The following is an 18,755-nucleotide window of genomic DNA, read 5'->3' as shown; positions in this document are numbered from 1 at the left end:
AGCGGCCGCGAGCAGCCGCGACCGGACGACCCGCTCAGGCGGAGGCGGTCGCGGCGACGCCGGCTTCAACAGCCGGTGGTGGTGACACCATGGATTGCGCTGCCGGCCGCTCCGCGCCGGTCCGCACCTCGATCGCCGCGCAGCGCCCGTACGTATCGTCGAAGCGCACGATGTCGTCCTCGCCGAGGTACCCGCCGGTCTGCACCTCGATCACCTCCAGCATCGTCTTGCCGGGGTTCTCCAGCCGGTGCGTGGTGCCCGAGGGCAGGTAGATCGATTCGTTCTCCCGCACCAGCTGCACCTCGCCGCCGCGCGTGGCGCGGGCCGTGCCCTTGACGACGATCCAGTGCTCGGCGCGGTGGTGGTGCATCTGCAGCGACAGCTTGCCGCCGGGTTTCACGGTCAGGCGCTTCACCTGGAAGCGCTCGCCCATGTCCACGCTGTCGTACGCGCCCCAGGGCCGCACCACGCGGCGATGCTCGGTGGCCACGGCCTTGCCCTCGAGCGACAGCATGCGCACCACGTCGGCCACCTGCTCGGCGCAGCCGGCACCCGCCACCAGCACCGCGTCGGGTGTGTCCACGATGATCAGGTCCTCGGTGCCGAGGGCCACTACAGGCCGGTGCGGCGCATGCACGAAGGTGTTGCGCGAGCGCAGGGCGCTCGCCATGCCGCTCAGGCGGTTGCCCGCGTCGTCGGCCGGATGCAGCAGGGCCACCGCGTTCCAGCTGCCCACGTCGCTCCAGGTGCCCTCGAAGCGCACGACCGCGACGCCGGCGTGTTTTTCGAGCACCGCATAGTCGATGCTCTCGCCGCGGCAGCCCTCGAAGGCCTCGCGGTCCAGGCGCAGGAAGCTGCCGTCGACAGAGACCGCCGCGGCCGCGCGTTCGCAGGCCGCGAGGATGTCCGGCGCATGCGTGCGCAGCGCCGCGACCAGCGTGCGGGCCTGCACCAGGAAGATGCCGGCGTTCCAGCAGTAGCCGCCATGCAGGATCAGCGATTCGGCCACCGACGCCGTCGGCTTCTCCACGAAGCGCGCCACGACGCGGCTCTCGCCGTGGCCCGTCGGTCCGGCCGCCTCGATGTAGCCATAGGCCGTGCTCGGAAAGCTGGGTGCCACCCCGAAGGTGACGATGCGGCCCGCCAGCGCCGCATCGACACCTTCGCGCACGGTGGCCGCGAACAGCGCCGCGTCGGGGATGTGGTGGTCGGCGGGCGCGAACAGCAGCAGGTCGTCCGGCTCGGCCAGCAGCGCGGCCGCGGCCATGGCGGCGGCGGTGTTGCGCGGCATCGGCTCCAGGATCTGCCGGCCCTCGGTCCTGGCGTTCTCCATCGCTTCGCGCACCAGGAAGCGATGGTCTTCCGAGGCCACGCAGGTGATGGTCCGGTTCAGCCCGGAGAGCCGCTCGAGCGTGAGCTGCAGCAGGCTCTTGTTGCCGATCAGCGGCGCGAACTGCTTGGGCAGCGCCTTGCGCGACAGCGGCCACAGCCGCGTACCGCTGCCGCCGCACAGAAGCACCGGATGAATGGTGGGATCGTTCATGTTGACCAGCCTTTTTCGGAGTTGGTGAATAAGAAGAAGCGGTTCGAAGCGGAAAGCTCGAAGCAAACCTGCGGGCGCCGGGGGGCCGTGCGCTACCGGGGCGACGCCAGGGCAGCTTCGGCAGCGGGCGGCATGCGTTCGAGCGGCAGGGTCACGCTCACCCGCAAGCCGCGCGGCGACAGGTTCGCGATGCTGATGCCGGCGCCAATGGCTTCGGCGCGCGCGCGCATGTTGCGCAGCCCTCCGGCCTTGGGGCGCGCCGCGCCGGGTTCGTGCCGGCCGGGGCCGGGCAGCCCGCGGCCGTCGTCCCTCACCTCCAGCGCGAGCATGCCGTCCGCGTCGTCCGTGGCGAGCCGCACGTGCACGTGGCGGGCGCCGGAGTGGCGCAGCGCATTGGCAAGCGCCTCCTGCACGATCTTGCAGAGTTCGTGGTTCGTGCGGCAGTCGTCGTCTCTTGCCGCGGAAGGGACGTCCGACACCTGCCACTGGAACGCGATGCCGCTGCGCCTGAAGGCCGGCTCGAAGCGGTAGCGCAGGTTGCCCAGCATTTCGCCGAGCGACATGCATTCGGCGCTGAGCCCGTCCACGGTCATCTGCAACTCGAGCAGGCATTCCTGCAGGCCGTGCGCGATCTGCCTGTTCGCATGGCCGTGAGGAGGAAGGCTGGCCAGCAGCATCATCAGGCGCGAGGCAACGCCGTCGTGCAGGTCGTTGGCAATCCGCTGCCGTTCGGCCAGCGTGGCCGAGAGGACCGGGTCATATGCTTCGGATGGCATGAGGAAACTCCCGTTTCGAATCGGAGGGGGCGGCGTGCCAGGTCCCGCCGCTCAGATGAGGCCGGTGTGAACGGCGAAGTTCACGGCCTGCGCGCGCGAATGCACATGCAGCTTCTTGTAGATGCTCTTGATGTGCACGTTGACCGTCTGCCAGGTGATGCCGAGCCGCTCGCCGATTTCGGCCGACACGTAGCCGCAGGCCACGAAGCGCAGGATCTCGCTTTCGCGCGGCGTGAGCGTCGCGTCGCGCCCGGGCTGGTGCGGCGGCGGCGCGTTGCCGGCGGAATCATCCTGATGAGCGTGACGATGGTTGTTGTTGAGCCGGTGCAGCAACCGTCGCGCGAGCCGGGGCGTGATGGCGGCGCCGCCGTTCACCACGTGCAGCACTGCCTCGGCAAAACTCTGGAGCCACGCGTTCTTGAGCAGGTAGCCCGTGGCGCCGAGCTCGAAGGCGCGCAGCACGTGCGAGTCGTCCTCGAGTGCCGAGATCACGATGATCTCGCCGTTGCTCTGGTGGTTGCGCGCTTCGCTGATCAACTCGAACCCCATGCCGTCGCTCAGCCGCAGGTCGACCATCAGCACGTCGAACTCGTGCCGGGCCAGCAGCTTGCGCCCCTCGCGGATGCTGTCGGCCTGGCCTTCGAGCTGGATGCGCATGTCCGACAGCAATTCCTGGGCGATGACGCGGCGCACGAACTCGTCGTCGTCGATCAGCAGCACCCGCACCGGTGCGGTTTCCTGGCCGGTGAGGAAATCCGGCCATGGCATCGGCGTGGGCACGCAGACGCCCGCGGCGTATCCCGAGCGGCGATCGGCCATCGCCATAGGGGGTTTCTCACTGGAAATTGGAAGCGAACTGTTATCAAACATTGTCAATGCCCCAGGTTGGTGAGTTGGCAAACGATTGTTTTAGCAACAAAAAGATAACAAGGCATCTCTTTTTGGCTGGGAATGGCGCTTTGGTTCACTCGCCCTTTGGCGTACACCGTCCAGCGTGGAACCAAGTCGGTGCACGCTGTTCTGGCTTTTCCGGAGGCGGTGCGGGCGGTCATGCGGCCGCCAGTCTTTTTGCGGTGAGCTCGGGGGACGGGTCGTCGAAGCCGCGCGGGTTCGCGAGCTGCCAGCGCCAGCAGTCCGCGCACATCTGGTCCAGGTTGCGGCGGGCGTGCCAGCCGAGCCGGTCGCGGGCGTGCTGCACGTCCGCCCAGTAGGCGGCGGCATCGCCGGGACGGCGCGGCCCGATGTGCACCGGGATCTCCCGGCCCGCGGCCCGCTCGAACGCGGCGATCACCTCCAGCACCGACGCGCCGCGGCCTGTGCCCAGGTTGACCGTGAGGAGCCCCCGGTGGGCGCCCGCGTACCGCAGCGCCGCCAGGTGGCCCTCGGCCACGTCCATCACGTGCACGTAGTCGCGCACGCCGGTGCCGTCGGGTGTCTCGTAGTCGTTGCCGTGCACCACCACATGCCCGCGCCCGCCCACCGCAACCTGCGCGACGTACGGCAGCAGGTTGTCGGGCGGACCGTGCGGATGCTCGCCCAGGAGGCCGCTCTCGTGCGCGCCGATGGGATTGAAGAAGCGCAGGCATGCGATGCCCCAGCGCTGGTCGGCCCGGGTGAGGTCCGCGGCCATGCGCTCGACCATCTCCTTGGTGCGCCCATAAGGGTTGACGGCCGCATAGGTCGCGCTCTCCCGGATGGGCGAGTGCTGGTTGTCGCCGTAGACGGTGGCCGAGGACGAGAAGATCAGCGTGCGCACCCCCGCCCGTTCCATGGCGCGGATCAGCGCGAGGCTGCCCGCCACGTTGACGTCGTAGTAGCCGATCGAATCGCTCACCGACTGGCCGACCGCCTTCAGCCCTGCGAGATGCATCACCGCGTCGACGCCGTGCTCGGCGAATGCGCGGTCCAGCGCCACCGCATCGCGCACGTCGCCGCGCACCAGCGGCGGCTCCACGCCGGTGATGTTCGCCACGCGCTGCAGCGAGCGCGGGTCGCTGTTGACCAGCGTGTCCAGCACCACCGGCCGAAAGCCGGCCTCGATCAGCGTCACGCACACGTGGCTGCCGATGAAGCCCGCGCCGCCGGTCACCAGGATCTTGGGGTGGCTCATCCCTTGGCTCCCAGCGAAGAAGGGGTGACGGCCACGGCTTCGGTGCCGGCGACGCAGCGAAACATCTCTTGCTCGAAGCGCGACAAGATCGCGTGCTGGTCGAGCTCCGATTCGGCGAACGCCCGGCCCGCGGCGCCCAGCGCCTCGCGCACCGAGGGCGACAGCGCCAGCTGCTCGATGGCGTCGGCCAGCACGGCCGCATCCCCCGGCGCCACCACGATGCCGCGGTCCGTCATCACGCGGCTGAGCTCGGTGCCCGGGTTCGCGGTCACGATCACCGCCTTGCCGCTCGCCAGCATGCCGGCGAGCTTGGAAGGCATGACGAGATCCGCGGCATCGGCGCGCTGCGGCAGCACATGGATGTCGGCCATGCCCAGCAGCTCGTTGAGCCGCTCGGCCGGCTGCAGGTCCAGGAAATGCACGTTGCGAAGGCGGATGCAGGCCGACATCAGCGGGCCGCGGCTCGGCCCGTTGCCGCAGATCACGAAATGGATGCTGCGCGCATGCGCCAGCAATTGCGCGGCTTCGCCCAGCAGCTCGATGCCCTGCTTGGAGCCGAGGCTGCCCGCATAGAGCACGACCACCGCGTCGGCCGGAATGCCCAGCTCGGCCCTGTAGCCGCGAACCTCCGTGCCTTCAGGACTTTCCCCGGATGCGGCGCCGGGGCGGATCGCCGAAACGTCCACCCAGTTCGGAAACAGCACCAGCCGGGCTTCCTCGATGCCCTTGCCCCGGGCCTTCTCGACCATGGCGCCCGAGATGGTCGAGACGCGATTGAACCGGGTGAGCAGCCAGCGTTCCAGCGACAGCGCAAAGCGCCGCACGCCCGCGCCGCGCACCCAGCCCAGGCCGAAGGCCGCATCGACCTCGTAGTCCTGGATGTGCAGCCACGACTTGATGCCCAGCAGCTTCGAGAAGAACAGCACCGCGGGCGCGCAGAACAGCGGCGGCTCCACCACGAAGACGAGATCGGGCTTCCAGCGCGCCTGCGCCAGCAGCAGCGGCATGCTCGACAGCATGAAGGAGAACAGGTGCGCCATGCGGCCCAGCGTGCGCGGCCGTGCGGGCACCCAGGTCGGCGCGCGCCACACGGTGACGCCGTTGATGTCGCTCTTGCGGTAGGCCCAGGCCGAGTGCCCTTCGAACACCTTCCATTGCGGAAAGGAAGGCGGCGCCGCGATCACGCGCACCTCGTGGCCCTGGCCCGCGAGCCATTCGGCCATCTCGCCGGAGTACTTGCCGATGCCCGCGAGCTCGGGCATGAAGTTCATCGAATACAGCAGGATTTTCACGGGCGCCTTTCAGTGGTCTTTGTGGTTCTTGGCGGTTCTCAATGGGCCTGGCGCACCAGGCGAAGCAACGGAAAGAAGCCGAACAGCGCGCGCATGCGCAGTTCGTACAGCAGCAGGTCGGAGAAAAAGGCGGCGAAGAACACGTAGTGCGGCCGGCCGGGAAAGAGCGCGATCACGGCGCCGTAGGAAGCCATGCGCAGCGCCACCTCCAGCAGCGCCCAGCGCCCGAGCAAGCCCACCGGCGTGTTGAGCGCCAGCACCATCTCGTGGTGGACGGTGTAGGTGCGCAGCAGGAAGTAGGGCGCGATGCACACGAAGATGCCCAGCGCCTCGCCGCCGACCTTCAGCAGCGGCGCGGCCACTGCCAGCACGGCCGCGAGCAGCGCGAAGAGCACGCAGCCGAGCAGGAACGAATGCCGCGCGAGCCGCTGCGTCGCGGCGGCGGCCGCATCGCCCGAGGTCGCGTTCAGCATGGCCGGCGTCTTGGTGACCAGGAAGGCCTGCACGAACTGCGAGGGCGCTTCGGCCAGCAGGAAGGCCAGCTTGAACGCGCCCACATAGCCCAGCGGCATGAAGAGGGCGACGACCAGCAGGTCCGACTTGCGCAGCAGGAAAGTGAGCAGCGCATACACCGTGGCATGGGCTTGCGAGGGGAGATCGAGCACGGGCTTTCCGGCCGGCGGCGCCGGGCCGTTCATCGGCAGGCCGATGGCCGCGGCCACGAGCACGAAGGCCACGAGGTTGATCGCCAGCAACTGCGCCACGCCGATCTCGGCGTGGAATGCGGCGAGCGCGGCCACGCCCAGCACCAGCAGCGTCGAGCGCAGGCCCGACTCCAGGTTGAGCAGCCCCGCAATGCCCAGCCCCCGGCTGTACGACAGGCGCAGGCTGTTGAACGCAAACACCGCGAGCGTCGCCGCGATCATCGCGAAGGGCAGGCCCGTCACCGGCAACCGTTGCGCGCTCACGATGACGGCCGCGAGCGCGAGGGCGAGCGGCAGCCCGATGGCCAGCGTGCGCACCATGTCGCCGCGCGTCACGGCGGGCGGAACCTTCGCGGCGTTGCGGGAGAACAGCAACGCGCTTCCCAGCGTTCCCACCACCAGCGCCACTTCGAGCACCGACTGGTAGATCGAGTACTCGCCGAAGCGCGCGGGCGCGACCTGGGCCGCCATGAGAAAGATCGCAAGAAACCCCGACAGGTACACATAGAGCCGCGAGGCGAGCGCATCCAGCCCCAGGCGCCGCGCGATGCGGGCGCCCGGCAATGCGAACGAGGCTCCGGCGGACGGCTTCATGGTGCGTTCCGGTCCGCGGGGAACTCGGCCGGCGCGGCGGCGAAGCGGGGCGCATCCGCGATGCGCCGGGCACGCATCGCGAGGCCGAAGGCGGCGTTCTTCGCTCGGCGCGCCAACTGCAGCGCCCACATCAGCGCCGCGACGCTGCGCAGCCGGCCATGCAGCGCGAGCCGCATCGCGCGCTTGGCGGAGCCCTGGAAATGCAGCGCGAGCACGCGCACCGCATCGCCGGCCGGCGTCTCGAAGCAAGGCCGGCCGTCGACGAACGCGAGGCGCTTGGCGCCGCCGCGAACGCGGAACTCGTGCGCGACATGGTTGGTTCCGCCATTGATGTTGTGGTCGATCACCTGGCCCTCGAACACCCGGTTGATCGGCGCGGCGTTGCCCGTGGCCTGCGCCCACAGGTAGAGCAGCGTCATGTCCGAGACGCCGCCGCGCACGCCGCGCGCCGCGAAGCGCTCGGCAATGTCGCGCAGCTGCTGCAGGCCCGTCGGCGTGGTGTAGGTCTCGATGAGGCAGGCGACGAAATCGTGCAGCGCCGTCGCCTTCCAGTAGCTCACGTGCGGCGAGATCTGGCAGGGGTTCCAGCCGTCGGTTGGCCGGATGAAGGAGCCCGAGAATCCGGCACCTTCCACCAGCTTCGCGATGTGCGCGCCGGCACCGCGGAACAGCAGCACGTCGCTGTCGATCAGCACGAATTCGCGGCACTCGGGATGCGCCGCCAGGTAGCCGGCCAGGATGAAGTAGCGCCGAAAGCAGATCTTCTCGAACTCGGGCGTGTTGCTCGACAGGTGCACGTAGGCCTGGCAGAAGTGCTTGTACGCATAGCCGGCCTCGGTGTCGCCCAGCACGAGCAGGCGTTCGTCCGCATGCAGGGCCGCCTCGCGGCACAGGCGCAGCGTGTCGTTCTGGCGGTCTTCCACGACGATGAAGGCAAGGGTGTTGTTCATGGCGGGGCGGTGGTTGTCGAACGGGGTGTTCAGGGCCGCGGCGCGGTGGCGCTGCGCACCAGGGCCACATGCGCGGGCAGGAAATGGAAGTTGCTGTCCAGCGGCAGGTCCAGCGTGAGCATTCCTCCGGCGGCGGTCGCGTCGCCGATCCAGCCGCGCAGTTGCGCGGCCGAGAAGCGCGCCGTGCTCGGCCGGCCCCAGTGCGTGCCCAGCGGCGTGAGCACATGCAGCCTCAGCTCGGACGGCGGCGACACCAGGCGCGCGGTGGGCTGCAGGTACTCGCCCGCCATGAGGTTCTGGCAGGGCGCGCTCTTGACGCTGAAGCGCGCCTGCCCTTCGCCGGCGTTGAAGGCCAGCCATCGGTTCGATGCGCCGCTGCGGGCAGCCGCGCACAGCTTGCCCCAGTCGTCCGCCGTCATGCCGGTGGTGTTGTAGACGCCGTCGAACCACCAGCCGGTGGCGAGCGGGCCGTAGTGGTCCGACCAGTCCTTGATCACCGCCGACCAGGCGGCGATGAAGCGCGGCGGCGGCGGCAGTTGCTCCGAGACATCGCCCAGGCATTCCATGAGGTACGGGTCCGCTTGTGGCGCGCGGAACGGCAGGTACAGGATGAGCGCGATGTCCCGGCGCTGCAGCGCGCGGCCGATCGCCAGCGGCAGGTCGCGCGGCGCGCGGTTCCTGGCGCTGCGCGGGCACAGCGTCTCCAGCGCGGCATTCGGCGCGATGTACTGGCCGTTGTTCTGCCCGAGCGTGAGGATGAGGTAGCTCGCGCGCATCTCGGCGAGCGAGTCCGCCAGCGCCTCGGCATCGAAGCGCGCCAGTTCGCCGGCGGACTGCTTGTCGGGCAGGTAATGCACCATCACGCCGAAGCTCGGGGCGGGCGGGCCGGCCTTGTCGGATTCGGCAGCTCGGGCGGGCTGGACCTTGGACGCTCCGGCCTGCGCTGGCATGTGCCACGACCATGTGGCCATCGCGAGCGCGACGGCGGCGAGCCGGTGAAGCAGGGCGGGAATGCGCCCGTGATGCGCGCGCTTCGTCATTGCATCGCCTCCGTCAACGGAGCGGGCCGGCGCTTCAGCGTGAAGTAGCTTGCGGCCACCGCGCTCGGCACGCAGTCGCGCGAGTGCTGCCAGGTCGGGCGCGTGCGCTGGTGGTCGGCAAGGTAGCGCCCGACCGGTGCGAGGTCGCAGCGCTCGCTGCCGATGAAGAAGGCGTAGCCGGAGAACAGCTCCCGGTGCACCGGAATGTCCGAGAGCAGCAGCGGAACGCCCAGCGTGGCCGCCTCGGCCGCCGAGAGGTTGAAGCCCTCCGAGGTGGACAGCGAGATGAACGCCGTCGCCCCGCGGTACAGCCGGAACAATTCGTCGCGCGGAACCAGTCCGCGGTGCCGCACGCTGCCCCGCAGGGCCGGCGCCTGGGCGGCGATCATCCGTTCGATCTCGGTCGCGCCGTTGCCGGTGATGTCGAGGTGGTCGACCAGGCCTTCGCGCTTCATGCGCTCGAACAGCTTCAGGATGCCGCCGAAGTTCTTGTGCGGGTAGTAGTGGTAGGCCGCGATCAGATAGCGGTCGCCTTGCGCGCGGCTGCCGTCGGCCGTGGTCTCGCGGCTGCGGCCGCCCGCTCCCGCATCCACCGGATTGAAGATCACCACGGGTCGTGCGCAGCGCGCGAAATGCCGCTCGAAATCTTCCTGGCTGCTCCTGCTGATGAACACCACGTCGGCCGCGCTGCGTGCAAGGCGGCGCAGGTTCCAGTCGAGCCACAGGCGCTTGGCCGGCGTGAAGTACTGGGGGTACGACTTGTACTGCAGGTCGTGCACCACCACGATCGAATCGGTGTGACGCCCGAAAGGGGAGAACGGCAGGAAGTAGTTCGGGAAGAGCGAGAACATCCGCTCGCCCGAGAACCATGCGCGCACGCGGTGGAAGTTGTAGAGCAGGATGTCCAGCACGAAGCGGCTGATGCGCAGCCGGCGCGCGGCCGCGTAGACGAGCGGATGGCGCTCGCTCACCGGCTGCACCTGGTCGTCGGGCGACAGGCGCATGCTGCGCAAGAGCACCTCGGACACGTTGAGCACGCCGCCCGCCGACCGGTTCAGCCGGATGGTGTCGTAGAAGAGATAGGTGGCCATGGGCGCTTTTCCTTCTCCGTCTTTCACGCGGCGGGCGCGCCGGCGCGCGCCGCATCGAGCGTCGGCTCCGCGCCCGGTTCGCGCACCCGATCGCGCTCCGGTACGCGCACCGTGCGCCGGAACCACGAACTCAGGCTGCCCGCGACCAGCGCCGCGATCAGCCCCGAGGCCGCGAACGGCCCCCAGCCGAGGATCGGGCCGCGCATGAACGGCACGTAGGCCGCCAGCATCACCAGCGCGCACAGGTAGGTGGCGGTCAGCGCGCGGTGCGGATCGACGATGCGGTCGACCCAGCGAAAGCCCGCCGAGATCGCGAAGCCCAGCAGCGCCGGCCCCAGCAGCCCGAAGTCGAAGTACGCGGTGGCGAACGGCGGCAGCGACAGGTTGCTCTGCGAGAAATTGGCGGCCACCGCCGACCAGCCGAGCGGGTCGTAGCCGGGAAACATCTTCAGGTCGCGCGGCAGGAAGAACGACACGGCCGACAGCAGATAGCGCCCGAGGCCGGCGTCGGGCGAGGGCGCGCGCTCCAGGAGGCCCGCAATGACGAACATCGCATCGAAGTCCTGGCTGAACGGAAACGACTCCAGCCCCGCGCCCCACAAGGCGTCGCGCGAGATCAGGTTCAGCACCGGGCCCAGGCCCGCGATGGCGCCGAAGAGCACCGCCGCCAGCGTCCAGCGGTGGCTGCGCGCCATGGCATGGACAAGCAGCGGCAAGAGCCCGATGAGGATGATCTGGCGCGCCGTGTTGACCGGGTTCGCGGCGAGGGCGGCCAGCGCGAATGCGAAGCCCGCCGCGCACCAGGCGCCCAGCGTGCGCTGGCGCACCGCGTGGATCGCCAGCGCCACGAAGCACATCAGCACCACCAGCTTGGGAATCGTGGAATAGACGATGAAGTCGATCGGCAGGTTGTCGTCTTCCGAGACCACGCCGCGCGCCACGAAGTTGAGGTCGGGCCGGATGAAGAGCGCCGCGAACGCCGCGAGCGAGCAGCTCAAAAGCAGCAGAAAAGGATGGGCCACGCCCGCGCCGCGATCGGCACCGCGCAGCGCCCGCGCCGGCGGCTGCGCGGGCATGCCCAGCCGCGCGGCCTCCACGCCGGCCATGTACAGCAGGAGCAGCATCAACGCCTGCGTGTGTGCCGCGCTGCCGAGGATGCCCACTTCCCAGAAGTCGACGTCCGCGGCGATCTGCATCGCCGGGGCGAGCGAGAAGTAGATGAGAACCACCGTGTAGTGGATGAGCAGGAACACGCTGTCGCCCGCCGCGCCGAGCATCGACAGCTGCACCGCCGCCAGCACGAACACGGCCCAGTAGCCCCAGACCGGGTCGACCAGCCCGCAGAGCAGGGCAGCGGCGATGCCGCACCAGAAGGTGAGGGTTCTCATGGCAGCCTTTTTCCGTGTGGGCGCGTCAGGCGTGCTCGGCGACCGCGTCGACGGGCCGCGTGGCCACCTGGTAGTCCGCGTAGGTGCGGCGCAGGCCCTCGGCCAGCGGCACCGTGGCGCGCCAGCCGAAGGTGGCGGCGCGCGACACGTCCAGCAGCTTGCGCGGCGCGCCGTCGGGCTGCGCGAGGTCGTAGCGGATGCTGCCCTCGTAGCCCACCGTCTCGCGGATCTGCTCGACCAGCTCGGCGATCGACACGTCCTCGCCGGTGCCCAGGTTGATGTGGCCGCGCATCGGGTCGGTGTGCTGGTCGTAGGCCGCGCGCGGCAGGTTCATCACATCGAGGCACCCCTCGACCATGTCGTCCACATACAGGAACTCGCGCCGCGCGCGGCCGCTGCCCCAGATCAGCACGCTCGGCGCGCGGCTGATCTTGGCGAGGTGGAAGCGCTGGATCAGCGCGGGCACCACATGGCTGTTCTCCAGGTGGTAGTTGTCGCCGGGGCCGTAGAGGTTGCTCGGCATCACGCTGCGGTAGTCGATGCCGTGGGTGGCGCCGTACTGCCGGTTGTAGCTTTCGCAGAGCTTGATGCCCGCAATCTTGGCGATCGCATAGGGCTCGTTGGTGGGCTCCAGCTTGCCGGTGAGCAGCGCGTCCTCGCGGATCGGCTGGTCGGCCAGCCGCGGGTAGATGCAGCTGGAGCCAAGGAACAGCAGCCGCTTCACGTCCGAGACGAAGGCCTGGTGCGTGATGTTGGCCGCGATCAGCAGGTTCTCGTAGATGAACTGCGCGGGGTAGGTCATGTTGGCGTGGATGCCGCCGACCTTGGCGGCCGCCACGTAGACCTGGTCGATGCGCTCGGTCGCGAAGAAGCGCGCGACCGCCGCCTGGTCCAGCAGATCGAGTTCCGCGCGCGATCGCGTCACCACCTCGTGGCCGAGTTCGACCAGCCGCCTCGTGAGCGTCTGGCCCACCATCCCGCGATGACCTGCAACATAGATACGCATATCGTTCTTTCGGTGAAGGAGTTGATGAATCGGAGGAGAGGAAAAAAAGATGACGGGGCCGGCTCAGCGCGAGCCGCGCGCTCCCGCGACGACGCCGAAGGTCTTCAGCACGATCGCCATGTCGCCCAGCACCGACAGCGTGGCCACGTACTCGGCGTCCATCGCCGCGCGGCGGCGGTAGCTCACCTCGTTGCGTCCGCTGATCTGCCAGAGGCCGGTGATGCCGGGGCGCACCGCGCAGTAGTGGTGCCAGTACGGCCCGTACAGGCCCTTCTGCGCGAACATGCAGGGGCGCGGGCCGACCATGCTCATGTCGCCCTTGAGCACGTTCCAGAACTGCGGGAACTCGTCGATGCTGTACTTGCGCAGGAACGCGCCCAGGCGGGTGATGCGCGGGTCGTGCTCGAGCTTCTGGAACTTGTGCCACTCGCGCCGCGCGTCCTCGTTCTCGCGCAGGTGCCGCGCCAGCACCGCATCGGCGTCCGGCACCATGGTGCGGAACTTGTAGAAGCGGAACACCTTGCCGTTGCGGCCGTAGCGCGGCTGCATGTAGATGGCCGGGCTGCCCGAGGTGAGCAGCACGCCCGCCCAGATGAGCGCATAGGCCCAGCCGAAGCACACGAAGAAGGTGCCCGCCATGAGGATGTCCACCGCGCGCTTGCTGCCGCGCAGCAGCCGCGAGCCGCCCAGCGGCGCCGCCCCGCCGGCATGGGCGCCCGGCGGCGCGGCCGCGGGCGCGCCGCTCCCCTGCGTTCCGGAGTGCAGCGTGTTCATGATGCGGCGTGCTCCGGCTCGGGCCGGCGGGTGTGGCCGAGGGCCGGATAGGCCTGCGGGCGGAATCGGTAGACGCCATACCCGTAGCCGTGGCTGCCGTAGCGGTGCTGCCGCGCGTCCAGCCCGTTGAGCACGACGCCGTGGAACGACGCACCCACGTGCGCAAGCCGCTTGGCGCTTTCCATCAGGTCGCCCAGCTGGCTGTCGCCCGCGCGGGCCAGGAGCAGCAGCGTGCCCATGGCCGATGCCATCGCCACGGTTTCGGTCGCCCACAGGATGGGGGGCGCATCGATGAGCACGATGTCGTAGCGCGCCGAAAGCGTGGCGAGCAATTGCGTGAACGCATCGCCCGCGAGGGCCGTGGCCGGGTCTTGCGGCAGCGTGCCGCCGGTGATCACGTCCAGGTGCGGCAGCACCTGCGCATGCGTGGCCTGCGAGAGCGTCGCGCTGCCGGCGATGAGCTCCGCGAGGCCCTTGTCGTGCGGCAGCCCGAACTGGGCCGCGAGGCTGCCGCGGCGCACGTCGGCATCGACCAGCAGCACGCGCTTGCCGGAGGCCGCCAGCATGGCGGCGAGGTTCGCCGAGACGAAGGTCTTGCCCGCGCCCGGCGTGGCGCTGGTCAGCAGGATGCGGTTGTTCGGCGCCCCGAGCATCGTGAAGCGCAGCGTGGTGCGCAGCCGGCGCACACCCTCCAGCGCCGCATCTTCCGGATGCAGCGCCGCAAGCACCTTCACGCCCGGCTTTCCCTGGCGGATGGCACGGTCGAGCCGGGCCTGCTGCAGGCTGAGCGCGATCGTGCTGTACACGTCCAGGCCGGTGTGCGCCTCGATCTCTTCGGGGCTCGCGACCGTGCGCTTGAGCGTCTTGCGCAGGATCGCGGTGGCCGCGCCGAGGAACAGGCCCGCCACCAGCGCGAGCGCCATCACGATGGCCGCCTTGGGCCGCACCGGCTTCTCGGGCAGCAGCGCGGGGTCGAGCACGCGGACGTTGCCGATCTTGCCTTCGCGGGCCAGCCGCATCTGCAGCGAACTGTTCAGCAGCGACGCATACAGGTCGGTGTTGACCTTGATGTCGCGCTGCATGCGCACCGAGTTCTGCTGCAGCATCGGCATGCGGCGGATGCGGCTGTCGACCGTGCCGAGTTCTCTGCGCAGCGAGGCGATCTGCGCATCCAGCGTCATCACCACCGGATGCTGGGCGGTGAAGCGGCTCATGAGGTCCAGTCGTTTCAGGCGCGCATCGAAGAGCTTGGACTGCAGGTCGAGGTTCTGCGCGAGGGCGTTGCGGGCCTCGTCGTCCAGGCTGATGGTTCCGTTCTGGTTGCGGTACTGGTTGTAGACGTCCTCGGACTGCTCCAGCTGCTGCCTGAACTTCGGCAGTTCGGTGCCCAGGAAGTCGAGCGTGCGCTCGGCCTGCGCCGTCTTCTGGTCGATGTTCTGCCGCACATAGAGGCGCGACACCTCGTTGAGCAGGTCGGTCAGCTGCGTCCGGTTGCCGGTCTGCCAGCTCACGTCCATCACGCCGGACTGCTTGCCTTTCTCGATCACGCGCAGGTCGTTCTGCAGCTCCAGCAGCACGAGCTGCCTGGAGCGGCGGGTGAGCTCGAAGGCGCCGCCGGGCCGGGCCTCGAACGAGCCCACCAGCAGGCGGATTGCACCGCCCGGCACCGAGGCTTCGAGCGGCACGCCCACGCGTCCCTGCAGCGGCGTGGGGAGGTCCGGGTGCGTGAGCGTGTAGCTGGCGTTCTCGCCCGCGGTGAGCAGGAAGCGCTTGCCCTCGAACGCCGGCGGCACGTCCATCTGCGCGACCGCGATCCGCTCGGTGCCGGTCACCCAGTCGCCCAGGCCGAGGAAGCCGGGGTTCGAGAGTCCGGTCGAATGCCGGGCGATGAAGTCGCCCACCAGCGGCAGGTAGTGCGGCTGCGCCTCGATGAAGAGGCGGGTGTTCTCGATCGCCTGGCCGAGCACCATGCGCGATTTCAGGATCTCGGCCTCGCCCGATGTGGGCGTCTTCACGCTCACGCCGTTGACCGCGGCGTCGCCGGGCGTGGAGGAGCGGTCGGCGTCCTCCACCTGGATCAGCACGTTCGCCTCGTACACCCGCGGCCCGAAGAGCGCGTAACACGCGCCTACCACCAGCGCCGCGGCGGTGATCGCGGCAATCAGCCATCGGTGGTCGAGCAGGATGTCGATGTATTCCCTCGGTCCCGAGCGGGGCCGGTCGGGTTCCGCGCCCAGAGGGGCGGGAAGCGGGGGGTACCAGCGAGCGTTCATGGGGTCACCTTCTTTCCGTGTGCGGGTGTGCGGGTGGGAGAGGCGGCGGGCGCGGCGGCCTACCTGCTGCGCGCTGTGTCGCGCGTGAGGTTCACGACCTGGGCGGCCGGCAGGATCAGGCTCGCGACCCGGTTCCACGAGACCAGCGGCACGCGGTCCACGTAGACCACGTCGCGCGGCTTCAGCTCGAAGCGGTCGGCCAGCGCGAGGGAGGCGGGGTTCTTCGCGTTGATGTTGAAGATCTCCGGCCCGTCGGACGTGCTGGAGAGGCCGGACGTGCCGGTCGCGTCGGCGCCATCGAGCGCGCTGTCGGCACGCCGGGCGTTCCGGATCACGTAGATCTGCCCCGGGTCGGACGAGAGCAGGTCGGGCCCGCCCGCATCGCCGAGCGCCTCGTTCAGGCTCATTCGGCCGTTGCGCATCAGGAGCGCCGAGGGCCGCAGGATCTCGCCCATCACGTAGACCCGGCTGTCGTCGCGGGCGCCCACGTACACCACGTCGCCGTTGCGCAGCGGGATGTTGTTGGCGTCCGCGCCGTAGCGCTTGAGCGCCAGCAGGTCGATCGCCACCGTGCGGTCGCCGCGGGTGAGCAGCACCTGCGAGCGGTCGCCCGCGGCGGTGATGCTGCCGGCGCGGTTGAGCGCTTCCGAAAGCGTCATCGGCACGTCGGTGAAGATCTGCAGCCCGGGCGCGCGCACCTCGCCCTCCACGTAGGCGCGCTGGCTGCGGAACGACTGGATGCGCACGCTGACCTGCGGCGCCTTCACGAAGCCGCGGATGCGCCGCGCGATCAGCTCCGAGGCCTCGCTCTCGGTGAGGCCCTGCAGCTTCGTGCGGCCGATGTAGGGAAAGCTGATCTCGCCCGCGGCATCGACGATGAAGCCGGGCGCCACCGTCACGCCGGTGGGGTCGCTCTGCTGCGCGATCACCGCGCCCGCATTGGGCAACAGCTCGGGATGGTCGTAGACGATGACGCCCACCACGTCGCCCGGCCCGATGGTGTAGGACCTGGCGCGGCCGAAGAGCGCCTGCACCTCGGCTGGCAGGCCGGTGTTGCGCGCGTTCTGCGCCTGGATCAGCTCGGGCGTGATCGTCGTCACCTTGCCGGTGCCGACGGCGCCGTCCGACGAACGCAGCACGCCCGGCGTGCCGAAGCCCGGCACGCAGCCGCACAGGCCGAGCGACACCAGCATCGACAGCCCCAGCCATCGGACCCGCGCCGCCGCGAACGAGGCGCGGGCGCCGAGGCTTGCGGATCCGGTGAGGAACGGAACGCGGGCGCCCTGCGGCGCACTCGCTGGTTCGGTGCGGTTCATGAGGTTCTCCTTGGCTGGTGTGGATCGGGTGATCGGGGTGATCGGTGCGATGAGGTCAGGGGTTCATGAGGGATTCATGAGGTCAGGGCGCGGCCCACTTGGCCGGCATGGGGCGGGCGATGCCCACGGCCGGGCGGCTCGCGCCGCGCCGTTCCGTACCGGTGCCGAAACAACGCTCGGCGACCCAGTCGCCCACGGTGCGCAGGTACTGCTGCTGGCCCTTGGCCGTGCAGACCGTGTGGTCGACCTCGCGCATGAATTCGTAGTGCAGCGACTGTGCGAACGGTTCGCCGCGGAAGGGGCCGAGCTGGTCGCGGTCGCGGTCGCACACATGCAGCGATCCCGAGTACAGGAGCTGCAGCGCGACGTGCCGCTCGGCCAGCAGCGCCATCGTCCGGCCGAACCAGGCCTGGGTTTCCACCAGCGATGCCTCCTCGGTGAAAAAGCCCGGCATCGGCTTGGCCGCTTCGCTGCGAAGGAGCCGGCGCTTGAGCCAGCGCTGCGTCTTGCCCGCGAACGATGGGTGCGCCGGCGCGGCCAGCGCGCGCCGCAGCGTGCGCTCCCAGCGCGTGCGCCGCTGCGGAAAGGCATAGCCGTCGAACAGCGAGAGCCCGATCACGCGCGCATCGACCGCGGCGATGGACATGGCGTGCTCCGCGCCCGAGCACATGCCCACGATCGCGAACTGTCCGACGCCCCGCATGTTCTGCAGCAGGTCCATGCCGGCCTGCAGGTCCCGCAGCGCCCGCACCGAGATATCGGCGGCGTCGGCCGGCGCATCGCTGTCGCCGATGCCGCCCAGGTCGAAGCGAAGGCTCGACACGCCGCGCGCCGCCAGCGCATGTGCCAGCTTGACGTTGATGCGGCGCGGCCCGACCCGGTGGTTGGCGCCCATGTTGAACATGAGGCAGGCCACCGCGGCGGGCGCCTGGCCCGCGGGCGCCGTGACCATGCCGACCAGCGCGTTGTCCGCCCCGAAGCGGACCGGGATGTGCGTCATGGGCGTGAGGTGCGCTGCGTCATTCATGGAGAGCCCCTTGCAGGCGGTTGAGCGCGTCGGACGGAACCATGGCGCTGTTGGGATAGGGGTCCGACGTCCAGTCGAGCCGGTGCTGGAAATACGCGAGCCGCACCGGCATGTGGCGCGACTGCTGCCCGGCCGCCCATTGCGGCGTGTGGATGTCGTCGGGCGGCGTCAGCACCAGCGTGTCGTGCAGCGCGGTGAGCGGCAGCGCGTCCGGCGTGAGCGCGCCCAGCTGCTCGCGCAGCGCCGGCGAGAGCAGGGCGCCCAGCGCCTCCTCGGGCAATGCGGCGGAATCGCGGCCGAGGCTGCGGCGCCACGAGAGGTCGGGAATGCAGAAGCTCGCATCGATCGCGGCCACGTGCTGCTCGCGCAGGAAGCGCGCGTAGCGGCGCCCATCGATCACCGGCTCCCACAGCACCAGGCGCACCGGGTCGCAGCGTCCGTTGCGCGCCGCCAGCACCGCGAGCGTGGCCCCCAGGCGCGCGCCGACCCAGACGATGCGCTTGCCCGGTGCGCGCCGGCGCAGTTCCTCGTGGGCCGCGCACAGGTCGCGCCGCCAGCCGTCGAGTTCGCCCTGGCTCTCATCGCCGGGCGAATCGCCCGTGCCGTGGAAATCGAAGCGCAGCGTGGGGATGCCGGCTCGCGCGAAGCGTTCGGCCAGCACCTTGAAGAAGCGGTGGGTGCGCAGGCCCTCCGGTCCGAACGGCGGGCAGACGAGCACCGCGCTGTCTTCGGTGCGCGCCTCGTCCGCCGGATGGAACAGGCCGAAGAGCTGGCGCGAGGCCGGGCCGAACATGAGGGGCTGCGCCGGCGCGCAGCCCGGGCAGGAGGTGGACGCCGCGCGAGGGGCGGTAGCTTGCTGGGCCATGTCGCG

17 protein-coding genes are annotated in these 18,755 nt (G+C 69.9%); all 17 read right to left on the bottom strand.

The window, feature by feature from the left end; genetic code table 11:
- Positions 1-34: 34 nt before the first annotated feature.
- Entirely contained in the window at positions 35-1,543 is a 1,509-nt protein-coding gene (locus QF040_RS09105) for a mannose-1-phosphate guanylyltransferase/mannose-6-phosphate isomerase (protein WP_429610768.1), read from the bottom strand.
- A 92-nt stretch (positions 1,544-1,635) separates the two neighbouring features.
- On the bottom strand, positions 1,636-2,319 hold the full coding sequence (locus tag QF040_RS09100) for a sensor histidine kinase (RefSeq protein WP_429610767.1): 684 nt from the start codon (positions 2,317-2,319) through the stop codon (positions 1,636-1,638).
- Between the two features lie 51 nt (positions 2,320-2,370).
- Positions 2,371-3,138: a response regulator gene (locus tag QF040_RS09095; RefSeq protein ID WP_429614635.1), complete on the bottom strand. Its 768-nt coding sequence runs from the start codon at positions 3,136-3,138 to the stop codon at positions 2,371-2,373.
- A 53-nt stretch (positions 3,139-3,191) separates the two neighbouring features.
- Entirely contained in the window at positions 3,192-3,371 is a 180-nt protein-coding gene (locus tag QF040_RS09090) for a hypothetical protein (RefSeq protein ID WP_429610766.1), read from the bottom strand.
- The gene (gene galE / locus QF040_RS09085; RefSeq protein ID WP_429610765.1) at positions 3,368-4,429 is read right to left on the bottom strand and encodes a UDP-glucose 4-epimerase GalE; all 1,062 of its coding nucleotides are present in this window, start codon (positions 4,427-4,429) and stop codon (positions 3,368-3,370) included. The genes QF040_RS09090 and galE overlap by 4 nt, the downstream gene beginning before the upstream one ends.
- Complete coding sequence (locus QF040_RS09080) at positions 4,426-5,721, bottom strand: glycosyltransferase WbuB (protein WP_429610764.1); 1,296 nt, start codon at positions 5,719-5,721, stop codon at positions 4,426-4,428. The genes galE and QF040_RS09080 overlap by 4 nt, the downstream gene beginning before the upstream one ends.
- 38 nt (positions 5,722-5,759) lie before the next feature.
- Positions 5,760-7,019 (bottom strand): polysaccharide biosynthesis protein, encoded by a 1,260-nt coding sequence (locus QF040_RS09075; RefSeq protein ID WP_429610763.1) that lies wholly within the window; start codon positions 7,017-7,019, stop codon positions 5,760-5,762.
- Positions 7,016-7,969, bottom strand: a complete 954-nt coding sequence (locus QF040_RS09070; RefSeq protein WP_429610762.1) for a hypothetical protein — start codon at positions 7,967-7,969, stop codon at positions 7,016-7,018. Before QF040_RS09070 ends, QF040_RS09075 begins: the two co-directional genes overlap by 4 nt.
- A gap of 29 nt (positions 7,970-7,998) precedes the next feature.
- Entirely contained in the window at positions 7,999-9,009 is a 1,011-nt protein-coding gene (locus QF040_RS09065; protein ID WP_429610761.1) for a hypothetical protein, read from the bottom strand.
- On the bottom strand, positions 9,006-10,100 hold the full coding sequence (locus QF040_RS09060; RefSeq protein ID WP_429610760.1) for a glycosyltransferase: 1,095 nt from the start codon (positions 10,098-10,100) through the stop codon (positions 9,006-9,008). The genes QF040_RS09065 and QF040_RS09060 overlap by 4 nt, the downstream gene beginning before the upstream one ends.
- Before the next feature lie 23 nt (positions 10,101-10,123).
- Positions 10,124-11,488: a hypothetical protein gene (locus QF040_RS09055; RefSeq protein ID WP_429610759.1), complete on the bottom strand. Its 1,365-nt coding sequence runs from the start codon at positions 11,486-11,488 to the stop codon at positions 10,124-10,126.
- Between the two features lie 25 nt (positions 11,489-11,513).
- Entirely contained in the window at positions 11,514-12,494 is a 981-nt protein-coding gene (locus tag QF040_RS09050; RefSeq protein ID WP_429610758.1) for a GDP-L-fucose synthase family protein, read from the bottom strand.
- A gap of 63 nt (positions 12,495-12,557) precedes the next feature.
- Positions 12,558-13,268 (bottom strand): sugar transferase, encoded by a 711-nt coding sequence (locus tag QF040_RS09045; RefSeq protein ID WP_429610757.1) that lies wholly within the window; start codon positions 13,266-13,268, stop codon positions 12,558-12,560.
- Complete coding sequence (locus QF040_RS09040; RefSeq protein WP_429610756.1) at positions 13,265-15,541, bottom strand: polysaccharide biosynthesis tyrosine autokinase; 2,277 nt, start codon at positions 15,539-15,541, stop codon at positions 13,265-13,267. Before QF040_RS09040 ends, QF040_RS09045 begins: the two co-directional genes overlap by 4 nt.
- A gap of 59 nt (positions 15,542-15,600) precedes the next feature.
- On the bottom strand, positions 15,601-16,857 hold the full coding sequence (locus QF040_RS09035) for a polysaccharide biosynthesis/export family protein (RefSeq protein ID WP_429610755.1): 1,257 nt from the start codon (positions 16,855-16,857) through the stop codon (positions 15,601-15,603).
- 82 nt (positions 16,858-16,939) lie between these two features.
- The gene (locus tag QF040_RS09030) at positions 16,940-17,884 is read right to left on the bottom strand and encodes an alpha/beta fold hydrolase (protein WP_429610754.1); all 945 of its coding nucleotides are present in this window, start codon (positions 17,882-17,884) and stop codon (positions 16,940-16,942) included.
- Positions 17,877-18,749 (bottom strand): serine aminopeptidase domain-containing protein, encoded by an 873-nt coding sequence (locus QF040_RS09025; RefSeq protein WP_429610753.1) that lies wholly within the window; start codon positions 18,747-18,749, stop codon positions 17,877-17,879. Before QF040_RS09025 ends, QF040_RS09030 begins: the two co-directional genes overlap by 8 nt.
- Positions 18,750-18,755 lie beyond the last annotated feature (6 nt).

This window comes from Variovorax sp. W2I14 (assembly GCF_050435205.1).
Lineage (GTDB): Bacteria > Pseudomonadota > Gammaproteobacteria > Burkholderiales > Burkholderiaceae_C > Variovorax > Variovorax paradoxus_C.
Note: the sequence above shows the minus strand (reverse complement) of the source record. Positions and strands in the feature narration are given on the sequence as shown.